20 protein-coding genes are annotated in these 19343 nt (G+C 64.6%); 9 read left to right on the forward strand and 11 right to left on the reverse strand.

Features of this window, described 5'->3' with window-relative positions:
- The first annotated feature begins 36 nt into the window (after nucleotides 1-36).
- The 6 genes from rpmA (at nucleotide 37) to ABWW33_RS06335 (ending at nucleotide 6683) form a co-directional block, all read left to right on the forward strand.
- Nucleotides 37-294, forward strand: coding sequence for a 50S ribosomal protein L27 (rpmA, locus tag ABWW33_RS06310; RefSeq protein ID WP_008445659.1), 258 nt, complete (start codon nucleotides 37-39; stop codon nucleotides 292-294).
- A 130-nt stretch (nucleotides 295-424) separates the two neighbouring features.
- The gene (gene obgE / locus ABWW33_RS06315) at nucleotides 425-1534 is read left to right on the forward strand and encodes a GTPase ObgE (RefSeq protein WP_176654517.1); all 1110 of its coding nucleotides are present in this window, start codon (nucleotides 425-427) and stop codon (nucleotides 1532-1534) included.
- Nucleotides 1535-1725: 191 nt separating this feature from the next.
- Nucleotides 1726-2844 carry a glutamate 5-kinase gene (gene proB, locus ABWW33_RS06320; RefSeq protein ID WP_353400116.1) on the forward strand — a complete coding sequence of 373 codons (1119 nt, stop codon included), beginning with the start codon at nucleotides 1726-1728 and terminating at the stop codon, nucleotides 2842-2844.
- Nucleotides 2845-2857: 13 nt separating this feature from the next.
- Nucleotides 2858-4003 (forward strand): alginate O-acetyltransferase AlgX-related protein, encoded by a 1146-nt coding sequence (locus ABWW33_RS06325; RefSeq protein WP_353400119.1) that lies wholly within the window; start codon nucleotides 2858-2860, stop codon nucleotides 4001-4003.
- Between the two features lie 100 nt (nucleotides 4004-4103).
- A complete protein-coding gene (locus ABWW33_RS06330) occupies nucleotides 4104-5240 on the forward strand; it encodes an alginate O-acetyltransferase AlgX-related protein (RefSeq protein WP_353400121.1) in 1137 nt (378 codons plus the stop codon).
- A gap of 21 nt (nucleotides 5241-5261) precedes the next feature.
- Nucleotides 5262-6683: an MBOAT family O-acyltransferase gene (locus ABWW33_RS06335; protein WP_353400124.1), complete on the forward strand. Its 1422-nt coding sequence runs from the start codon at nucleotides 5262-5264 to the stop codon at nucleotides 6681-6683.
- A 9-nt stretch (nucleotides 6684-6692) separates the two neighbouring features.
- Here ABWW33_RS06335 and nth read toward each other — a convergent pair whose 3' ends face one another.
- The 8 genes from nth to fdxA all read right to left on the reverse strand — a co-directional run bounded on the left by nth (nucleotide 6693) and on the right by fdxA (nucleotide 15375).
- Nucleotides 6693-7340 carry an endonuclease III gene (gene nth, locus ABWW33_RS06340; protein ID WP_353400127.1) on the reverse strand — a complete coding sequence of 216 codons (648 nt, stop codon included), beginning with the start codon at nucleotides 7338-7340 and terminating at the stop codon, nucleotides 6693-6695.
- Nucleotides 7337-8011, reverse strand: a complete 675-nt coding sequence (rsxB, locus tag ABWW33_RS06345) for an electron transport complex subunit RsxB (protein WP_176654514.1) — start codon at nucleotides 8009-8011, stop codon at nucleotides 7337-7339. The genes nth and rsxB overlap by 4 nt, the downstream gene beginning before the upstream one ends.
- A 77-nt stretch (nucleotides 8012-8088) precedes the next feature.
- A complete protein-coding gene (locus tag ABWW33_RS06350; protein ID WP_353400130.1) occupies nucleotides 8089-9852 on the reverse strand; it encodes a chloride channel protein in 1764 nt (587 codons plus the stop codon).
- Nucleotides 9845-10264, reverse strand: coding sequence for a MarR family winged helix-turn-helix transcriptional regulator (locus ABWW33_RS06355; protein WP_176654512.1), 420 nt, complete (start codon nucleotides 10262-10264; stop codon nucleotides 9845-9847). Before ABWW33_RS06355 ends, ABWW33_RS06350 begins: the two co-directional genes overlap by 8 nt.
- 58 nt (nucleotides 10265-10322) lie before the next feature.
- Nucleotides 10323-12266, reverse strand: coding sequence for a phosphatase PAP2 family protein (locus ABWW33_RS06360; protein WP_353400133.1), 1944 nt, complete (start codon nucleotides 12264-12266; stop codon nucleotides 10323-10325).
- A gap of 180 nt (nucleotides 12267-12446) precedes the next feature.
- Nucleotides 12447-13682, reverse strand: a complete 1236-nt coding sequence (locus ABWW33_RS06365; RefSeq protein ID WP_353400135.1) for a polyhydroxyalkanoate depolymerase — start codon at nucleotides 13680-13682, stop codon at nucleotides 12447-12449.
- Nucleotides 13683-13894: 212 nt separating this feature from the next.
- The gene (locus ABWW33_RS06370; protein ID WP_176654509.1) at nucleotides 13895-14962 is read right to left on the reverse strand and encodes an NAD(P)/FAD-dependent oxidoreductase; all 1068 of its coding nucleotides are present in this window, start codon (nucleotides 14960-14962) and stop codon (nucleotides 13895-13897) included.
- Between the two features lie 89 nt (nucleotides 14963-15051).
- Nucleotides 15052-15375 carry a ferredoxin FdxA gene (gene fdxA / locus ABWW33_RS06375; protein WP_008445669.1) on the reverse strand — a complete coding sequence of 108 codons (324 nt, stop codon included), beginning with the start codon at nucleotides 15373-15375 and terminating at the stop codon, nucleotides 15052-15054.
- 153 nt (nucleotides 15376-15528) lie between these two features.
- Here fdxA and ABWW33_RS06380 point away from each other — a divergent pair, with 153 nt between their 5' ends.
- Entirely contained in the window at nucleotides 15529-16719 is a 1191-nt protein-coding gene (locus tag ABWW33_RS06380) for a citrate transporter (RefSeq protein ID WP_353400138.1), read from the forward strand.
- 49 nt (nucleotides 16720-16768) lie between these two features.
- Nucleotides 16769-17044 (forward strand): polyhydroxyalkanoic acid system family protein, encoded by a 276-nt coding sequence (locus ABWW33_RS06385; RefSeq protein WP_353400141.1) that lies wholly within the window; start codon nucleotides 16769-16771, stop codon nucleotides 17042-17044.
- A gap of 95 nt (nucleotides 17045-17139) precedes the next feature.
- On the opposite strand, the gene ABWW33_RS06390 is transcribed toward ABWW33_RS06385, so the two are convergent.
- A complete protein-coding gene (locus ABWW33_RS06390; RefSeq protein ID WP_353400704.1) occupies nucleotides 17140-17391 on the reverse strand; it encodes an acyl-CoA-binding protein in 252 nt (83 codons plus the stop codon).
- 189 nt (nucleotides 17392-17580) lie between these two features.
- Nucleotides 17581-17868 (reverse strand): HU family DNA-binding protein, encoded by a 288-nt coding sequence (locus tag ABWW33_RS06395; RefSeq protein WP_090316135.1) that lies wholly within the window; start codon nucleotides 17866-17868, stop codon nucleotides 17581-17583.
- A gap of 203 nt (nucleotides 17869-18071) precedes the next feature.
- On the opposite strand from ABWW33_RS06395, the gene ABWW33_RS06400 reads away from it, so the two are divergent.
- Nucleotides 18072-18842, forward strand: coding sequence for a hypothetical protein (locus ABWW33_RS06400; protein ID WP_176655528.1), 771 nt, complete (start codon nucleotides 18072-18074; stop codon nucleotides 18840-18842).
- Between the two features lie 9 nt (nucleotides 18843-18851).
- Here the strand turns inward: ABWW33_RS06400 and ABWW33_RS06405 are convergent, their stop codons facing one another.
- Nucleotides 18852-19208, reverse strand: coding sequence for an FKBP-type peptidyl-prolyl cis-trans isomerase (locus tag ABWW33_RS06405; RefSeq protein WP_176655529.1), 357 nt, complete (start codon nucleotides 19206-19208; stop codon nucleotides 18852-18854).
- Nucleotides 19209-19343 lie beyond the last annotated feature (135 nt).

Here is a 19343-nt window from a genome sequence, read left to right on the forward strand (position 1 = left end):
CCGTTTGCCCGAGAATTAGTATCCAAGGAGTCTTAAATGGCACACAAAAAAGGCGGCGGCACAACGCGAAATGGTCGTGACTCAGAATCAAAACGCCTGGGCGTTAAGGTTTATGGCGGTCAATCGATCAATGCTGGTGGCATCATCATTCGTCAACGCGGCACGCCAGTGCGCGCCGGCGAAGGTGTTGGCATGGGCAAAGACCACACCCTGTTCGCTCTGGTGGACGGCAAGGTCAAGTTCGTAGTCAAGGGCGAAGGTTCGAAGCAATTCGTTACCGTTGTTCCAGCGTAAATAGCGCTACCCGGCTCGTAGTGATGCGGGTCGACTTGGCTCGCGCTGCGAGCCAAGTCTGTAAGGCGCAAGCCTTCAATCGAAAGGCTCTGCCCACGGTAGAGCCTTTTTAGTTTTATGGCGGTACATCATGAAGTTTATCGACGAAGCAAAAATTGAAGTGATCGGTGGTGACGGCGGCAATGGTTGCGCCTCGTTTTGCCGTGAAAAATTCCGCCCGTTCGGCGGCCCTGACGGCGGCGACGGCGGCAAGGGTGGCTCGATCTGGGCCGTAGCGGACCGTAACATCAACACCTTGGTCGATTTCCGCTTCTCCAAGATGCACCGCGGCAAAGACGGCGAACCTGGCCGCGGCGCCGATTGCTACGGCAAGGGCGCGGACGACATCCACCTGCGCATGCCGGTCGGCACCCTGATCATCGACGACGCCTCCGGCGAAATCCTGGCCGACCTGACCGAGCACGGCCAGATGGAACTGCTGGCCAAGGGCGGCGAGGGCGGCTGGGGCAACATCCACTTCAAGACCTCGACCAACCGCGCCCCGCGTCAAAAGACCGAAGGCAAGGAAGGCGAACGCCGCGAAATCCGCCTGGAACTGAAGGTGCTGGCCGACGTCGGCCTGTTGGGCATGCCGAACGCCGGCAAGTCGACCTTTATTTCGGCCGTGTCGAACGCGCGCCCTAAGATTGCCGACTACCCGTTCACCACCTTGCACCCGAACCTGGGCGTGGTCCGCGTGTCGCACGAGAAGAGCTTTGTGATCGCCGACATTCCCGGCTTGATCGAAGGCGCTTCCGAAGGCGCCGGCCTGGGCCACCAGTTCCTGCGCCACCTGCAGCGCACCGGCCTGCTGCTGCACATCGTCGACCTGGCGCCGTTCGAGACCAACGTCGATCCGGTCAAGGAAGCCAAGGCGCTGGTCAACGAACTCAAAAAGTACGATGAGGCGCTGGTCGACAAGCCGCGCTGGCTGGTGTTGAACAAGCTGGACATGGTGCCGGCAGAAGAGCGCGTCAAGCGCGTCAAGGACTTCGTCAAGAAGTTCGGCTTCAAGGGCCCGGTGTTCGAGATCTCCGCGCTGAGCCACGACGGCACGCAGGAACTGGTCAACGCCATCCAGAAACACCTGGAAGAGAAGCGCCACAGCGAACAGCGCGCGGAAGAAACCCAGATGACGGAAGAGGCGCGCGGCATCTCGTCCATCGATCCGGACGATCCGCGCTTCAAAATCCTGGATTAATACTCGACTAATACTCGACGTCTCCCCCGTATCACCGGCATAATCAGTTATCAGCTGATTATGCCTTTCCATGTCGGCACCCGTCCCGCCACCGCGGGGCAGGCGGTCGATAGCGGCAAAGCAGGGCAAACCGCCCGCCAAATCACAGCACTGAGCCCTTTCATCCGCTTGTTTTGAGAATTGTCGTCTCTATGAATTCCGTCATACAAAAAGCCACCCGCATCATCATCAAGGTCGGTTCGTCGCTGGTCACCAACGACGGCCGCGGCCTCGATCACGCCGCCATCGCGCGCTGGGCCGCGCAGATCGCCGGCCTGCGGGCCTTGGGCAAGGAAGTGGTGCTGGTGTCGTCCGGCGCCATCGCCGAGGGCATGCTGCGCCTCGGCTTCGAGCAGCGTCCGACCGACATCCACGAACTGCAGGCCTGCGCCGCCGTCGGCCAGATGGGGTTGGCGCAAATTTACGAGACCAGCTTCCGCGCGCACCAGCTGGGTACCGCGCAGGTGCTGCTGACGCACGCCGACCTGGCCGACCGCGAACGCTACCTGAACGCCCGCTCGACCTTGACCACCTTGCTGCGACTGGGCGTGGTACCGATCATCAACGAGAACGACACCGTCGTCACCGACGAGATCAAGTTCGGCGACAACGACACCCTGGGCGCGCTGGTCGCCAACCTGATCGAGGCCGACGCGCTGATCATCCTGACCGACCAGCATGGCCTGTACAGCGCCGATCCGCGCAAGGATCCAACGGCGACCCTGATCCAGCAGGGCCGCGCGGGCGACCTGGCGCTGGAGGCGATGGCCGGCGGCGCCGGCAGCAGCCTGGGACGGGGCGGCATGCTGACCAAGATCCTGGCGGCCAAGCGCGCCGCCAAGTCGGGCGCGCATACGGTGATCGCCTACGGCCGCGAAGACAATGTGCTGGAGCGCCTGGCCAGCGGCGAATCCATCGGCACCGAACTAGCGGCGCAGACCGGCCACCTGACGGCGCGCAAGCAGTGGATGGCCGACCACCTGCACACGGCCGGCCGGGTAGTGCTGGACGCGGGCGCGGTGCAGAAGCTGACCAAGGACGGCAAGTCGCTGCTGCCGATCGGCGTGGTGGAAGTCAAAGGGGAATTTGGCCGCGGCGCCGTCATCACCTGCGTCGGCGAGAACGGCGAGCCGGTGGCGCGCGGACTGTCGAACTACACCAGCGCCGAGACGCGCCGCATCATGCGCAAGCCGTCAAGCGAGATCGAAGCCATCCTCGGCTTCGTCGAAGGCAAGGAACTGATCCACCGCGACAACCTCGTGCTGGTCTGAGGAACGTCCCGTAATGCATTTCTTCCCACTTCCGCGGGCTGCGGCGCGCGCGGTCTTCGTCCTGTTCGTCTTTGCCGTCAGTATCCTGCCCGCCGTCGCCACCTTGCAACCCGTGGCGGACCGACTCACTCCAGGCTTGCCCGAGTTGATCGAAATGCGACCGCTGGCGCCGTTACCCACACACTGGGAAGGCCGCTGGCTCGACATCGACAAGAACTACCGCAACTTCGAAAAGGGGTTTGCCGATCACCTGGGCTTGCGCAATTTGATGGTGCGCACCAAGAACGAGATCGACTTCCGTTTGTTCAAGACCTCGCGCCGCGTGTATTTCGGCCGAAAGGGCGAACTGTATGGGCGCAGCCTGGCCGATCTCGAATTGCCGAACACGGAGAAGATGCTGTCCGATCCGGCCGTCGCGGCGGCGGTGTACCAGGGCATGATGAATTTTTCGGAGCGATTGAAGGCGCAAGGCGTCACGCTGGTGCTATTGGCGCCGATGGACAAGCAGTATTTCACGCAGGACCGGATTCCGCTCTTCATGCCGCGCATGCCGCAGTCGTCGCATTTCATGCAGCTCTATCACCGCTTCCAACAAGCGCCCGGCCTCCAGTTTGTCGATGTCTACGGCATTCTCGCGGCCTCGCAAGCCAGGTTCCCTATCTACTACCGCCAGGATTTCCACTGGACCGACCTGTCGGCCATGACGGTGGCGGCGGAGGTCACCAACCGTATCGCCCGCCTTGAAGGACTGCCGCCGGCATGGCGCCACGAGCTGGCCTACCACGACGAACCCTACGCCGGTTCCGAAACCCGCTTCGCCGCGCGGCTCATCACCACGCTGCCGACGGAGCCGCAACTGACCAAGACCTGGCAGGACGTGCATCAGGTTATCCAGATGGACCCGGGGAAAAGCGGATTTGAATCCGTCACCGATACCGTGAGCGACCGCGGCCTGCTGCCGGCCGCCTGCCTGTTCGGCAACAGCTTCAGCGACGGCATGATGCGCGCAGGCCTGGGCGATCATTTCGAACAATTCACCAGGCTCGATCGCGCCATGAGGTTGCCGGACGCGCCGGCGCTGATCAATGGCCGCTGCAAATACCTGATCGTGCAAGTGCTCGACAACACGGTGGAGACCTGGCGCTCGATGTCCCAATGACCGGTTGCGGCAGCGGGGGCGGTTCGGTTGATGGGGCGTTGCATATCTGCTACCATGCGGCACCGATATGTAAGGCTTGGTCTACACAGCATATTTACCAATGAGTTTATCCCGAATTTCCCGCGCTGCCTTCGTCCTGCTGATTTTTGCCATTAGCCTGGTTCCCGCCATCGTCACCTTTGGCGCGGTGCCGGACCAGTACATTCCCGTCTATCCCGAACTGATTGAAATGCGGCCGCTGGCACAGTTGCCGACCCACTGGGAAGGCCGCTGGTTTAACTTCGACAAGAACTATCGCAATTTCGAAAAAGGTTTTTCCGACCACCTGGGCCTGCGCAACCTGATGGTGCGGACCAAGAACGAGATCGATTTCCGTCTGTTCGATTCGTCCCGCCGCGTATATTTCGGCAAAAAGGGTGAACTGTACGGGCGCAGCATTTCCGACATCGAGCTGCCGGCGGTGGAAGGTTTCCTCGCCAACCCGGTCGCGGCCGAAGCGGTTTACCAGGGCATGACCAAGCTGTCGGCGCGATTGAAGGCGCAGGGCGTGACGATGGTGCTGATGACCCCTGTGTCCAAGCAGTACTTCACGCAGGACCGGATACCGTTCTTCCTGCCGCGCGTGGAGCAGCCGTCGAATTTCATGAAGTTGTACCGGCGTCTCGAAGGCACGCCCGATTTCAACTTTGTCGACGTCTATGGCATCCTGACCGCGTCGCAGGGCAAGTTCCCCATCTTCTACCGCCAGGACTTCCACTGGACCGACCTGACGGCGATGCAGGTGGCTGCCGAGGCCACCAATCGCATCGCGCGCATGGAAAACCTGCCGCCGGCGTGGCGTCACGAGATGACGCATCACGACGAGCCGTTTGTCGGCTCGGAAGCCCGCTTCGCCGCGCGGCTGGACGCCGACGAAGTGGTACTGGAGCCGAAGCTGACCAAGACCTGGCAGGACGTGCATCGCATCACCGAGATGGATGCGGGAAAAACCGGCATCGAATTCGTCACCGACAAGGTGACCGGCCGCGGCTTGCTGCCGCCAACCTGCATGTACGGCAACAGCTTCAGCGACGGCATGCTGCGCGCCGGCCTGACCGATCACTTCGAACAGTTCACCAAACTTAACCGCGCCTTGCCGCCCCAGGACGCGCCGGCGCTGATACGCGGCCGCTGCAAATACCTGATCGTGCAAGTGCTGGACAACTCGGCGGGCATCTGGCTGTCGCTGACCCAATAATCGTTTTACACTGGATTTTTCATGGTATTTTCGTCGCCGGGATTTTTATTCCTGTTCTTCCCCTGTTTCTACGCGCTGTACTTCCTGTTGCCCAAGACCTGGCGTAACGGTTTCATCCTGCTGGCCAGCTTGGGCTTTTACGTGCTGGGCGCAGGGGCGCTGACCATCGTCGCGCTGGTGCTGGTGCTGGTGAACTGGCTGCTCGCCGGCCTGATCGGCAAGCTGCGCCGGGATGAGTCGCGGCTCCCGCAGGCGCGGTTGGCCATGGCGCTGGCGCTGGTGGCCAACCTGGCGCCGTTGATCGCCTATAAATATCTCGGCTTCCTGGCGCAATTGCTGGCCGATGCCGGCGGTGTGCAACTGCTGGGCAGCGTGGCCAAGCTCGGACTGGTGCTGCCGCTGGGGATCTCGTTCTACGTGTTCCACTTCCTGTCCTACCAGGCGGACGTGTACGCGCGCCGCATCCAGCCGGAGCGCAGCCTGCACAAGTTCGCGATCTACATTTTCCTGTTCCCCCATCTGATCGCCGGACCGGTTGTGCGCTTTGCCGAAGTCAAGGAGCAGCTCGACATCAAGCGCCGCGAACTGGTGGGCAGCGACGTGTTCTGGGGACTGAACCTGTTCATTATCGGCCTGTCCAAAAAACTGCTGATCGCCGATCCGCTGGGCGCCGTGGTCGACATCATGCACCGGCCCGACGTCGCGCTGACCACCTATTCGGCGTGGCTGGGGGCGTTGTGCTATTCGTTCCAGATATACTTCGACTTTTCCGGCTACACCGACATGGCGATCGGCATGGCGCGCGTGATGGGGTTCCGCTTCCCGCGCAATTTCAACCGTCCCTATGCGGCGACCAGCGTCACCGAATTCTGGCAGCGCTGGCACATGACGCTGTCGCGCTTCTTCCGCGACTACGTCTACATTCCGCTGGGCGGCAACCGCACGTCGACCTTCAAGACCTACCGCAACCTGTTCATAGTGTTCGGCCTGTGCGCGCTGTGGCACGGCGCCGCCTATACCTTCCTGGCCTGGGGCATAGGCCACGGCGTGCTGATCGCGCTGGAGCGCATGGGCGTGCTGAATACGGCGAAATGGCGGTTGGGCAGTCTTCCCGTGTTCCTGTGCGCGACGGTGCTGTGGGTGCCGTTCCGCGCCGACAGCATGGCGCAGACCGGCAAGCTGCTGCGCGTGATGTTCGGCCGCGAGCCGTCGGCGCCGCTGTGGACGCACACCAACGTGATGCTGGCCGATCCCAAGGTGATCTTCCTGCTGTTGTTGTCGACCGCGATCTGCCTGGTGGGCGACAGGGCGTTCTATCGCTTCCGCAGCATGAGCTTCCGCCGCCCGCTGCTGGTTGGCGCCTACAGCCTCGTGCTGTATGTGCTCTCTTGTCTGTCGGTGGTGGAGGGCGGCTTCAATCCGTTTATTTATTTCCAGTTCTAGCCGCCGGAGTCACACGCCGTCCGGCGCCGGCGTCTTCGAGCGGTAGTCGCACAGGTCGAGCTGCATGCAGTTCCAGCACTCGGGCTTGCGCGCCTTGCAGGTGTAGCGGCCGTGCAGGATCAGCCAGTGGTGGGCGTCGTGCAGGAATTCCTTCGGCACGAACTTGAGCAGCTTCTGCTCGACGATCTCCACATTCTTCCCCGGCGCCAGGCCGGTGCGGTTGGAGACGCGGAAGATGTGCGTATCCACCGCCATCGTCGGTTCGCCGAAGGCCGTGTTCATCACCACGTTGGCGGTCTTGCGGCCCACGCCGGGCAGCGCCTCCAGCGACTCGCGGTCGCGCGGCACTTCGCCGCCGTGCAGCTCCACCAGCATCCGGCACGTCGCCATGACGTTCTTCGCCTTGGTCTTGTACAGGCCTATGGTCTGGATGTAGGCCTTCAGTTCCTCTTCGCCCAGGTCCAGTATCGCCTGCGGCGTGTTCGCCACCGGATACAGCTTGCGCGTGGCCTTGTTGACGCCGACGTCGGTCGCCTGCGCCGACAGCAGCACGGCGATCAGCAATTCAAACGGCGAGGTGTATTCAAGTTCGGTTTCAGGCTTGGGATTGGCGGCGCGGAAGCGCACGAACATTTCGTAGCGTTTGGCTGGATTCATTGAGCGTCTTGTTCTCTCTTGAGTCGCGCGCGTTCCATCGCGGCGGCGATGATGGCGCGCTTGCGTTCCTTCTCGGCTTCACCGGCGGCATCGGCCGGATCGAGCGCCTGCACCGCCTTCATCTTGGCTTCGGCCTTGGCGGCCAGGCGGGCATCGTTCTCGTCCTTCTCGCGCTTCAGGCGGAAGGCGCGGAAGTCGTGGCGTTCGCGGGCGGCGTCGGCGTCGGGCTGGCTCCAGGCGGCCCAGCCGGTGGTCTCGGTGACCGGGTACATGACGATGCAGTCGACCGGGCAGGGATGGACGCACAGGTCGCAGCCGGTGCACAGGTCGGGCACGACGGTGTGCATCAGCTTGGCGGCGCCGACGATGGCGTCCACCGGACAGGCCTGGATGCACAGCGTGCAGCCTATGCACAGCGATTCGTCGATGTAGGCCACCGCGCGCGGGCGCTCCAGGCCGTTGACGGGATTGAGCGGAATGACCTTGTGGCCGGTGACCGACGACAGCCGCGCGATGCCTTCGGCGCCGCCCGGCGGGCACTGGTTGATCGCGGCCGCGCCGGCGGCGATCGCCTCGGCGTACGGACGGCAGCCGTCATAGCCGCACTTGGTGCACTGCGTCTGCGGCAGGACGTCTTCGATGCGGTCGGCAAGTGTGTTGGAAGTCGGCACGGCGGAATGGATGACGATAAGTCTGGCAATAAAGCGTCATTATCCGATATCTGCGCCGGCCGGGCCGAAAAACCTTGTCAGGAGCGCGGTTTCGCCGGCCACACGCGGCGCACGGTCTGCCGCTCCAGTTCCTCCGCGTGCAGGCTCAGCGCCGGCTTGATCAAGTCGCTGCGGCTGACGATGCCGATCAGCCGGCGCGACCGGGCGTCGCTGACCACCGGCAGCCGCTCCAGCTGGTGCACGGCCAGCCGCGTGGCCAGCGCGCGGCAGGTTTCGTCGGCCAGCGCGAAGATCGGCACGTTGACGCCGAACAGCTCGCCCACGCGCGCGGCGCCGGCGGCGCGCGCGCTGCTTTCGATGCCGGCGCGGTCCAGCATGCCCACCAGCGCACCGTCGCGCACCACCGGGAAGGCGCGGTGGCGCTGGTCCGCGCCGAAGTGGCTGGCCAGCACGTCGGCGATCAGCGCCTGCGCGTCGATGCTGGTTGCCGTCGCCGTCATCACCTCGGCCACGCTGTGGCGCTCCATCGGATCGATGCCGTATTCGCGGTAGATGTGGTGGCCGCGGCGGGCGATCTTCTCGGTCAGGATGGAGCGGTGCATGGTGATGACGGTGAAGGCGTAGGCCACGGTCGACGTGGCCAGCACCGGCAGCAGCGTGTTGACGTCGTGCGTCAGCTCGAACGCGAACACCACCGCCATCACCGGCGCGCGCATCATGCCGCCCAGGGTGGCGGCCATGAACACCAGCGGCCACACGGCCGGCTCGCCGCCGGGCAGGTAGGGGCCGACCAGGGCGCCCAGGCCGGCGCCCAGCATCAGCAGCGGCGCCAGCACGCCGCCGGACGTGCCCGAGCCCAGCGCCAGCAGCCAGATCACGGCCTTGACCACCAGCACGCTGGCGATGACGCCGGCCGCCAGATGGTTGTTGAGCAGGTCGGCGATCACGTCGTAGCCCACGCCCAGCGCGCGCGGCTGCAGGTAGCCGCCGATGCCGACCGCCAGCCCGCCGATGGCCGGCCACCACATCCAGTGCACCGGCAGCTTGTGGAAGCCGTCCTCGACCCGGTACAGCGCGGTCGACAGCACCCAGGCCAGCGCGCCGCACAGCAGGCCGCCGACCAGGCAGGACAGCAGCGCCGACGGCGGCAGCACCGCCGTATGCAGCGGGAACAGCGGGCCGCTCTCGATCAGCAGCGGACGCAGGAAGCCGGCCACCGCGCAGGCCACGGCCACCGGCGCCAAGCTGCGCGGGCGCAGTTCGAACAGCAGCAGCTCCACCGCCAGCAGCAGCGCGGCGATCGGCGTGCCGAACACCGCCGTCATGCCGGCCACGGCGCCGGCCACCAGCAGCGCCTTGCGCTCGGCGCCGCTCAGGTGGAAGTGCTGGGCGATCAGCGAGCCGACCGCGCCGCCGGTCATGATGATCGGGCCTTCGGCGCCGAACGGGCCGCCGCTGCCGATGGCGATGCCCGAGGCCAGCGGCTTGAGCACGGCCACCTTGGGCGACATCGTGCTGCTCTTGAACAGGATCGCCTCGATCGCTTCCGGAATGCCGTGGCCGCGTATCGCCTCGGAGCCGTAGCGTGCGATCAGGCCGATGACCAGGCCGCCGATCACCGGCACCACGATCACCCACAGCCCCAGCGTGTTGGTGGCGGGCGAGGTGAAGCTGGTCGACAGCTTCTGGAAGAAAAACAGGTTGGTGAAGAAGCGGATCGCGTGCAGCAGCAGGTCGGCGGTCACGGTGCTGAGCGCGCCGACCACGGCGGCGATGCTGGCGATCAGGATCAGCCGGGAGTTGCCGTCGAAGTCGCGGCGGGAGTCGTAGGGTTTATTCATGGCGCAGTCGTGGGATGGTGAAGACGCCGTCCAGCGACAGCAGTTCGATGCGGTGTTGTTCGGCCAGCTGGGCGAGGATGGTTTCGCCTTCGCGCAGCAGGTGGATTTCCACGCGGCGGCGGTCGATGGCGCTGTTGCGGCGCTCGACCAGGCCCATCGCCTCGCAGCGCGAGACCAGCGCCACCACGCCGTGGTGCTTGGCCTGCAGGCGCTCGGCCAGCTCGCCCACGGTGGCCCAGTCGCGGCCCGGGTAGCCCTTGATGTGCAGCAGCAGCAGGTACTGCAGCGGCGTGATGCCGTGGGCTTGCACCACGTCTTCGGAAAAGCGCTCGAAACGGCGCATCTGGAAACGGAATTCGGAGAGCGCGGCGAAGTCGGACTTGCTCAGCGCGGGAGGGGATTTGGCTGTCATGACCCAAATATATCACGTCGTGATATATTTGGGGATATCTTGCCGGGCTCTGCCAGGCTTAACCGCCGATGGTCAGCGACAGCGTGGTGGTGCTGTAGACCGGGGTGACGTTGGCGTAGCCGTCCACCGTGACGGTGGTGAACTTGCCCTTGAGGCTGCCCGCCGTCAGCACGGTCAGGCTGTCGCCGGCCTTGGACTTGTAGCCGTTGGCGAACTTCACGCGCAGCGTGCCGCCGGCGATGGTGGCGGTGCCGGCCACCGTCATGCTGCCTTGCGCGCCGCCGCCGATGTCCAGCTCCAGCGTGGTACTGCCGCTCAGCTGCGTGTATTTGCCGGCCAGCTTCAGGGCCGCCGGCGCGTTGGCGATCAGCGTGCCGCCGCTGACATAGACGTCGCCGCTGCCGAAGGCGGTGGCCGAGTCGCCCTGCAGCGCGCCGGCCGTCAGTTCGGTGCCGCCGGTCCAGCTGTTGTTGCCGGCCAGCTTGAGCGTGCCGCTGCCTTGCTTGACCAGCTTGCCGGTACCGCCGATGTCGTTGCGCCAGCGGTCGGCCGCGTTGAAGCCGCCCTTGGCCGCGTCCATGCTCAGCACCACGTTGCCGCTGAAGGCGCCGTAGCCGTCGGCCGCCGCGAACAGGTTCAACCGGCCCCAGCCTTCGGGATCGTCCATCACCGGATAGCCGGACGGCAGCGCCGTGGTCTTCAGCACCACGCGGCGCTGGGCGTCGCTCAGGTAGGGCTGGCGGGTTTCCAGCAGCACTTCCGCGCCCTTCGGCACGGTGGCTGCGGCGGTGGTGGCGCCGATCGGCGCGAAACCGTAGGTGCTGCGGCGCAGGTAGTTGGCCTTGTTGGCGGCATAGTCGGCAAAGCGGTCGCTGGCGACGGTGCCCGATTGCGCGTAGGCGGCGAAGGTGTCGGCCGTGGTCGAGGTGGCGGCCATCAGCGTGGCGTGGGCCTGCGCGACGGCGGCGGCTTTCTTGGCCGCGTTGGCGGCGTCGGCCAGGTTGGCGGCGGCGCTGGCCTGGCCGAGGATGCGGCCGCTCAGCACGTCCAGCGGCGAGTGCATGCCGGCCAGGATGCGCGATTCGCCCAGCTCCAGGCCGCGGCTGATGAGTTCCTGGTAGCGCTCCGGCAGCGCGTAGGCCATCGCCACCGCGTCGCGCGTCGCCTCGGCCGAGTGGCCGCTGGTGAAGCCGCCGTCGGTGGTCGGGGTGGCGCTCTTGGCCGGCACCAGCGCCGGCAGCACTTGCACGGCGCTGCTCCAGCGGTAGGGGCGGGCGTATTTGTAGAAGCGCTTGGCCGGCTCGGTCGAGGCGTTGTTGCCGACCAGGTTGACCAGGTCGACCACGCTGCCGAAGCCGGCGTTGGCGCTGCCGCCCACGCCGGTGTTGTTGCCGCCGTCGTTGTACAGCACGCTGGTGGCGTCGGCCGCGACCGCGGTGATGGTGGTGGTCTGCTGCGCGGCCGCGCGCCAGGCGGCGGTCAGCGGGCCCAGGCCGTCGGTGACGCTGTAGCCCTTGCCGCGGCGGTCGTCCAGGTAGGCTTGCGTGGCCTGCGCGGCGCTGCGGTTGGCGGTGGCGTTGACCACGTAGGCGATGTTGGCCGCGTGCACGGCGGCGTTGACGATGGTGCCGTCCGGGTTGCCGTCGTTGGGCACGCCGCTCCAGGTCGAGGCGGTCACGGCCGGGAAGCCGTCCACCGCCGGCGCGGTCACGCCGGCGTCGACGATCTCGGTCAGCGGCTTCCATACCGCGAGGAAGCCGCCCAGCACGCGCACGCCGGCGTTGGTGGCCAGCGTGGCGTAGCGGGCGTCGCCGCGCTGGTTGGTGGCGGCGGTGTCGACAAAGGCGGTGGCGGCCGGCACGGCGACCACTTCCGCCGCGCCCTGGTCGGCCGGCGCGGCCGGAATGAGCAGCGGCTGGTCTTCGGAATTTGAACCGCAGGCGCTCAGGGCGAGGGCGACGCTGAAGGCCAGCACGAGCGGGCGCGTAGGGGCGAAATGCATGGCGAAAAATCCGTAGTCAGTGAGAAAGCGTTACAGACTAGGGATGCCGTGTGACGCGCCGATTACGCGATGCCGCTGGAAGCGCTATCTGCGAAAAATTATTATGCGCTTGGTGAAAAACATAAAGAGCCCATGCAACACATGGGCCCTTTAGGATGAGGCGGGGAGGAGGGGCTGGACTCAGCCGTGTTTCTTGATGAACTCGGTGATCTTCGGGCACACCATTTCGCGCCAGCGGCGGCCGGAGAAGATGCCGTAGTGGCCGGCGCCTGGCGCCACGAAGTCCTGCTGCATGTCGGCCGGAATGCCGCTGCACAGGTCATGCGCGGCCTGGGTCTGGCCGGCGCCGGAGATGTCGTCCAGCTCGCCTTCGACGGTGAACAGCGCCACCGTGGTGATGTCCTGCGGACGCACCAGCTTGCCGCCGATCTTCCACGTGCCCTTGGGCAGAGCGAAGTCCTGGAACACGGTCTTGATGGTGTCCAGGTAGTACTCGGCCGGCATGTCCAGCACGGCGTTGTATTCGTCGTAGAACCTGCGGTGGCTTTCCGCCGTTTCCTCGTCGCCTTCGACCAGGTGCATGTAGAACTCGCGGTGGCTCTGCGCATGGCGGCCAGGGTTCATCGCGATGAAGCCGGCGTGCTGCAGGAAACCGGGGTAGACCTTGCGGCCAAAGGCCGGGTAGTTCGGCGGCACGGCGTAGATCACGGTGTTTTCAAACCACGAGAATTTCTTTTCGGTGGCCAGGTTGTTGACCTGCGTCGGCGAGCGGCGCGGGTCGATCGGGCCGCCCATCATGGTCATGGTCTTCGGCAGCTTGGGGTCTTTTTCCGTCGCCATCAGCGAGATCGCCGCCAGCACCGGCACGGTGGGCTGGCAGACGGAGATCACGTGCACGTCGGGGCCGAGCGCGCGGATGAAGTCCTGCACGTAGAAGACGTAGTCGTCCAGGTGGAACGCGCCCTCCGACAGCGGCACCATGCGCGCGTCGGTCCAGTCGGTGATGAAGACGTCATGCTCGTGCAGCAGGCCGCGCACGGTGTCGCGCAGCAGCGTCGAGTGGTGGCCGGACAGCGGCGCCACCAGCAGCACGGTAGGCTGGTTCAGCGCCTTGGTCTGTTTGGCGTCCAGGTCCTTCTTGAAATGGATCAGGCGGCAGAACGGCTTGTTGACAACCACCTGCTCGATGATGCCGACAGTCTCGCCCTTGACGTCGGTACTGTCGATTTCAAACGCCGGTTTTTCGTAATCCTTGCCCAGCCGGTACATCAGTTCGTAGCCGGCGGCGATCCGTTGCGCGAACGGCGTGTGGGCCAGCGGCGAGACGGGGTTGGTGAACAGTTTGGAGGACGCGTCAGCCCATTGCATCAGGGGCGTCAGGAATGAGCGTTGCATTTCGTGCAGTTGGTAGAGCATATGTATTCCCGGTCGAGACTTGGTGCGGTGCACCAATGTTTACATCATAAGCCAATTATAGAATATTTGTTGGTGACGTAAAGCATTCCAAAATACCGCTGAGCAAGCGTACGTGTTATCCACAACGCGCTGCGTGTCAAACAATAATACTGCCGAACCAATAAAAAAAGCAGCGTTTCCGCTGCTTTTGTGTAGGACAGTTGCTTATGTGCTTAATCGAACACAGGGGTTTCCACGCCGAGCACCTTGTGCAGCTTGGGCGAGGTGGTGGTGTATTGCATGTGGATCTTCTTGTCCGGGAAGATGTAGGGCGCCGCGCCGAAGGCCGCCAGCGCGGCTTCGTGGAAGCCCGACAGGATCAGTTTTTTCTTGCCCGGATAGGTATTGATGTCGCCCACGGCGAAGATGCCCGGCACGTTGGTCTCGAACTTCTCGGTGTTTTGCACCTTCAGCTGGCGGCGCTCGATGTCCAGGCCCCATTCGGCGATCGGACCCAGCTTCGGCGACAGGCCGAAGAACACCAGCAGCATGTCCAGCGGCACGCGGCGGGTGACGCCGTCGGCGCCGGTGACCTTCAGCTGCGACAGCTTGCCGTCGGCGTCGACTTCATGGCCGGTGGCCTGGCCGATGATCAGCTGCATTTCGTAGTCGTCGCACAGCGCTTTCATCTTGGCCACCGAGGCCGGCGCGGCGCGGAAGTCTTCGCGGCGGTGCAGCAGCACCACCGACTCGGCCTTGCCGACGAAGTTCAGCGCCCAGTCCAGCGCGGAGTCGCCGCCGCCGCAGATGACCAGGTTCTTGCCTTCGAACTGGGCCGGATCCTTGACCTTGTAGTGGAGCTGCGAGCCTTCGAACACGTCGATGCCGTCGACCTTCAGCGTGCGCGCCTGGAACGAGCCGACGCCGGCGGCGATGAAGATGGTCTTGGTGATGAAGCGGGTGCCGGCGCTGGTTTCCACGTCGAAGCGGCCGTCGTCGCGGCGCTCGACCTTGGTCACTTCCTGGCCCAGGTGGAAGGTCGGCTCGAACGGCTCGATCTGCTTGAGCAGGTTGTCGGTCAATTCCTGGCCGGTGCACGACGGCACGGCAGGGATGTCGTAGATCGGCTTGTCCGGATACAGTTCCACGCACTGTCCGCCCACGGCGCCCAGCGAATCGATCACGTGGGCTTTGATTTCCAGCAGGCCCAGTTCGAAGACCTGGAACAGGCCGACCGGGCCGGCGCCGATGATGACGGCATCGGCTTCGATGACGCCAGTTGGGGTGACAGTGCTATTCATACTTGGATTCCTGTTATTTCAATAGTGGTTAGGCAACACTGGTGCTCGCTCGACGCGCTGCCCGGTGCCGCCTGCCAGACGGGAGGGTCTTAGCGTACCAGCAGGTGCAGTTTTTCTTTGACGTCCTTGAACTGATCCGCTTCCGGCAGAGGCGGGATCGTCTTGGTGATCGAAGGCCAGTTGCGCGCCAGGTCGACGTTGATTTTGATGAATTGCTGCTGGTCGCCCGGCACATCTTCCTCGGCGAAAATCGCATTGACCGGGCATTCGGCCACGCAGACGGCGCAGTCGATGCACTCGTCGGGATCGATGGCGAGGAAGTTCGGGCCTTGGCGGAAACAATCTACCGGGCAAACATCGACGCAATCCGTGTAACGGCAGCTGATGCAAGATTCGGTGACAACGTGGGTCATAACAGTCCTATCAATGTTGGTGTGCTGCAGCGTCGGCGGCGGTGGGATGGCCCGGCTAACCTCAGCAAAGCACTGTATTTTAAGGTAATTCGCTATTTCTCACAAATTGCGCTTATATACAATACGTATAAGCAAATTCGTAATGGAGAGTGCATGAGCGCCATGCCGCTGGAATTTTTCCTGTTCGCCGCCGTCCTGGGCATGGTGGCGTTCGGCCGCGTGAGCACCATGGTGAGCGCGCTGGCCGGGGCCTTGGTGATCAGCGTCTATAAAGTGTTGTTCTCGCCGTTTGCCGAAGGCGTCGGCATGGCGGGCCTGCTGGCGCACGCGGGGCGCGAGTGGGTGGGGCTGGCCAACCTGCTGGGCCTGCTGCTGGGTTTTGCGCTGCTGGCCAGGCATTTTGAAAGGAGCCAGGTGCCCGCCGTCCTGCCGCACTACATGCCGGACGACTGGAAGGGGCCGCTGATGCTGCTGGTGCTGGTGTTCCTCACCTCCAGCTTCCTCGACAATATCGCCGCCGCCATCATCGGCGGCACCGTGGCGCGCGGCGTGTTCCGCGGCCGCGTGCACGTGGGCTACCTGGCGGCCATCGTCGCCGCCTCCAACGCCGGCGGCTCCGGCAGCGTGGTCGGCGACACCACCACCACCATGATGTGGCTGGCCGGCGTGGCGCCGGGCCAGGTGCTGCACGCCTACGTGGCGGCGGTGGTGGCGCTGGCCGTGTGCGCGGTGCCGGCCGCGCTGCAGCAGCAGGCCTGGTCGCCGATCGTCAAGGATGCGCCGCCGGGCGTCCGCGTCGACTGGATCCGGCTGGGCATCGTGGCGCTGGTGCTGCTGGCGGCGATCGCCGCCAATTTGTTGTCGAGTTTGTACTGGCCGGCGCTGGGCGCGTCCTTTCCGCTGGTCGGCGCGGCGGTGTGGCTGGCGCTGCTGCTGAGCGCCGCGCTGCGCCGGCCCGACTGGAGCGAGCTGCCGGGCGCGCTGCGCGGCGCCGTGTTCCTGCTGGCGCTGGTGTGGTCGGCGTCGATGATGCCGGTCGAGGCGCTGCCGCCGGCGTCGTGGCCGATCGCGCTGGGCATCGGTTTCGTCTCGGCCGTGTTCGACAACATCCCGCTGACGGCGCTGGCGCTGCGGCAGGGCGGTTTCGACTGGGGTTTTGTCGCCTACGCGGTGGGCTTCGGCGGTTCGATGATCTGGTTCGGCTCGTCGGCCGGGGTGGCGCTGAGCGGCATGTACCCGGAATCGCGCTCGGTCGGGCGCTGGCTGCGCCAGGGCTGGCATGTGCCGCTGGCCTACGTGGCCGGATTTTTCGCCATGCTGGCGCTGCTGGGCTGGCGCGCCTGAGGCGCAACTGGCATCATGTCGCCTTCGCTTAATTCACAGAGGAAGCCGGATGGCCGACATCAACATCGTCCAGGCGCACAGCCTGGCGCCGGAGCAGGCCCGCGCGGCCGCGCAGCAGGTGGTCGACAAGCTGGCCGAACAATTCGAACTGGAATGCCGTTGGGACGGCGACGTGCTGCGCTTCGAGCGCAGCGGCGTCAACGGCTCGCTGGCGCTGCGCCCGAGCGAAGCGCAGCTGCAGATCGCGCTGGGTTTCCTGTACGGCGCGTTCTCGTCGCAGATCGAGGCCAAGGTGGCCGAGAAAATGCGCAAGGTCTTCGCCTGAAATCCGGGGTCAGATCTGAAAATTGGACACGACCTCTGCCGTAGCAGCTGCTACGGCAGAGGTCGTGTCCAATTTTCAGATCTGACCCCGGGTTTTTACTTCAGGTCTTCGATCAGGTCGATGTACTGCTGCCTGGCTTCGTCCAGCGACGTGCCTTTGAGCGCGGCCCAGGCGTCGAACTTGGCGCGGCCGACGAAGTCGGTCATGCCTGGACGGTCGCCGGTGGCGTCGCCGGCCGAGGCTTGCTTGAACAGCGCGTAAATCTTCAGCAGCGTCATGTTGTCCGGACGCTCTGGCAGGTTCTTGGAATCGAGCTGGGCCTGCGCGAATTGCTCTTCTAAACTCATCATTTCTCCTAGGGGCGGAATGGGGATGCGCCATCATAACCCCGGCCGCAGGAAAAACCGCTAGAGGGCTTACTCAAAAACAGAACGGCGGACATGTCAGGTCGTGGACCTGGCATGCGCCGCCGTTTCCGGTGCCCTCGCGGGCACTGGCACTGCGGCGCGAACGCCGCGTGCCGGGAGTTCCTGCGATTACTTCTTTTTCGTCGGGTTGACTGCCGACTTCAGGGTCGCGCCAGCCGAGAATTTAGGAGTTTTCGACGCAGCGATCTTGATCGCTTCGCCGGTTGCAGGATTGCGGCCTTTGCGTGCAGCACGCTTGGCAACGGAGAAGGTGCCGAAGCCGGTGATGCCGACCGTGTCGCCTTTTTTCAGACGCTCAGTCACGATGGCGATCAGAGTGTTCACTGCACCGTTGGCGGCAGCAGCTGACATCTCGGTGCGTTTCGCAAATTCTGCAATCAATTCGCCTTTTTTCATTACTACCTCCTTGGTTATTAGAGCGCGCAGATTAGCATAAATATTGTCAAATGTAATGGTTTCTGTTCGAAGTAGCCCTTACAGTAGCTGCCGCGCCACGCTGCACCGCAATAAAACCCCTGTATTTACAGGCGATACCCGGTTTTTCCGAACCCGCGTCCGCGCTGAAAAAGGTTTATGATGGGACGACTGAGGACAGGACCATGACCTTTTCAGACGAGACCTTGATAGCCTACGCCGACGGCGACCTGGACGACGCGACCCGCCTCGCCGTCGAAGCCGCCATGCGCGGCGACGGCAGCATCGCGCGGCGGGTGGCGCGCCTGCGGGCCGCGCGCGACGAGGTGTTTGCCGACCAGGCGCCGTCCGGCCTGCGCTCGCGGCGCGCGCCCAACGTGGTGCAGCTGGCCGACGTGCGGGCCAGCCGCGCCGCGGCGCAGCAAGCGGCGCGCAAGGCGGCGCGGCGCCATTGGGGCTGGCCGGAATGGGGCGCGCTGGCGCTGGTGATGGTGCTGGGCCTGGCGGCCGGCAAGTTCGGCCTGGCGCATTGGCAGCCGGGCTGGTTCAGCGAGCCGGCGATGGCGCCGACCGCGGTGGCCAGCCGCAACGGCATGCTGGTCGCGCAGGGCAAGCTGGCCACGAGCTTGAGCCAGCAGATGGGCGGCGCCGTGCCGTCCGAAGGCGATGTGCGGGTCGGTCTGAGTTTTTTGTCGAACGAGGGCGGCTACTGCCGCAGCTTCACGCTGGTCGGCCTGAGCCAGGATCTGGTGGGGATCGCCTGCCGCGCCAATGACGAGTGGCGGATACCGGTGCTGGTGCAGAGCGCGCGGCCGCTGCCGGCCATGGGCGCCTACCGCGCGGCCGGCACCGAGATGCCGACGGCGCTGCTGGAAGCGATCGACCAGCGCATCGTCGGCGGCATGCTCGACACCAGGGCCGAGCTGGAAGCGCTGCGCCGTAATTGGCAGCGCTAAGTCTGGCGTTTAGACGCCCAGCAGTTCTACATCAAAAATCAGCGTCGCATTCGGCGGAATCACGCCGCCGGCGCCGCGCGAGCCGTAGCCCAGCTCGGCCGGGATGATCAGCTGGCGCACGCCGCCGATCTTCATGCCTTGCACGCCCTGGTCCCAGCCCTGGATGACCATGCCGGCGCCCAGCGCGAATTCGAACGGATCGTTGCGGTCCTTGCTGGAGTCAAATTTCGGGCCCTTGGTGCCGTCGTCGTTGCGCAGCCAGCCGGTGTAGTGCACGGTGACGTTTTGACCGGCTTTGGCTTCGGCGCCTTCGCCCACGGTCAGTTCGATGTACTGCAGGCCGGATTCGGTGGTGATGGTGGTCATGATTTTCCTTCTATGGATACGTTAAAGACAGCCCTGAATTGTAGCAGGGCGCGCAGCTGGGCCCCCGGCACGGGAATAATTGTCCGCTTTTGTCTCGTAACGGTTCGGTTTGCACGTAAAATAAACGTTTTGCTC

Origin of the sequence: Duganella hordei, from assembly GCF_040369125.1 — a bacterium.
GTDB lineage: Bacteria > Pseudomonadota > Gammaproteobacteria > Burkholderiales > Burkholderiaceae_D > Rugamonas > Rugamonas hordei.

What these genes read in the sequence shown, in the direction of transcription:
- rpmA (WP_008445659.1), top strand. Translation starts at nt 37, where the DNA reads ATGGCACACAAAAAAGGCGGCGGCACAACGCGAAATGGTCGTGACTCA.
- obgE (WP_176654517.1), top strand. Translation starts at nt 425, where the DNA reads ATGAAGTTTATCGACGAAGCAAAAATTGAAGTGATCGGTGGTGACGGC.
- proB (WP_353400116.1), top strand. Translation starts at nt 1,726, where the DNA reads ATGAATTCCGTCATACAAAAAGCCACCCGCATCATCATCAAGGTCGGT.
- ABWW33_RS06325 (WP_353400119.1), top strand. Translation starts at nt 2,858, where the DNA reads ATGCATTTCTTCCCACTTCCGCGGGCTGCGGCGCGCGCGGTCTTCGTC.
- ABWW33_RS06330 (WP_353400121.1), top strand. Translation starts at nt 4,104, where the DNA reads ATGAGTTTATCCCGAATTTCCCGCGCTGCCTTCGTCCTGCTGATTTTT.
- ABWW33_RS06335 (WP_353400124.1), top strand. Translation starts at nt 5,262, where the DNA reads ATGGTATTTTCGTCGCCGGGATTTTTATTCCTGTTCTTCCCCTGTTTC.
- nth (WP_353400127.1), bottom strand. Translation starts at nt 7,340, where the DNA reads ATGAATCCAGCCAAACGCTACGAAATGTTCGTGCGCTTCCGCGCCGCC.
- ABWW33_RS06350 (WP_353400130.1), bottom strand. Translation starts at nt 9,852, where the DNA reads ATGAATAAACCCTACGACTCCCGCCGCGACTTCGACGGCAACTCCCGG.
- ABWW33_RS06355 (WP_176654512.1), bottom strand. Translation starts at nt 10,264, where the DNA reads ATGACAGCCAAATCCCCTCCCGCGCTGAGCAAGTCCGACTTCGCCGCG.
- ABWW33_RS06360 (WP_353400133.1), bottom strand. Translation starts at nt 12,266, where the DNA reads ATGCATTTCGCCCCTACGCGCCCGCTCGTGCTGGCCTTCAGCGTCGCC.
- ABWW33_RS06365 (WP_353400135.1), bottom strand. Translation starts at nt 13,682, where the DNA reads ATGCTCTACCAACTGCACGAAATGCAACGCTCATTCCTGACGCCCCTG.
- ABWW33_RS06370 (WP_176654509.1), bottom strand. Translation starts at nt 14,962, where the DNA reads ATGAATAGCACTGTCACCCCAACTGGCGTCATCGAAGCCGATGCCGTC.
- fdxA (WP_008445669.1), bottom strand. Translation starts at nt 15,375, where the DNA reads ATGACCCACGTTGTCACCGAATCTTGCATCAGCTGCCGTTACACGGAT.
- ABWW33_RS06380 (WP_353400138.1), top strand. Translation starts at nt 15,529, where the DNA reads ATGAGCGCCATGCCGCTGGAATTTTTCCTGTTCGCCGCCGTCCTGGGC.
- ABWW33_RS06385 (WP_353400141.1), top strand. Translation starts at nt 16,769, where the DNA reads ATGGCCGACATCAACATCGTCCAGGCGCACAGCCTGGCGCCGGAGCAG.
- ABWW33_RS06390 (WP_353400704.1), bottom strand. Translation starts at nt 17,391, where the DNA reads ATGAGTTTAGAAGAGCAATTCGCGCAGGCCCAGCTCGATTCCAAGAAC.
- ABWW33_RS06395 (WP_090316135.1), bottom strand. Translation starts at nt 17,868, where the DNA reads ATGAAAAAAGGCGAATTGATTGCAGAATTTGCGAAACGCACCGAGATG.
- ABWW33_RS06400 (WP_176655528.1), top strand. Translation starts at nt 18,072, where the DNA reads ATGACCTTTTCAGACGAGACCTTGATAGCCTACGCCGACGGCGACCTG.
- ABWW33_RS06405 (WP_176655529.1), bottom strand. Translation starts at nt 19,208, where the DNA reads ATGACCACCATCACCACCGAATCCGGCCTGCAGTACATCGAACTGACC.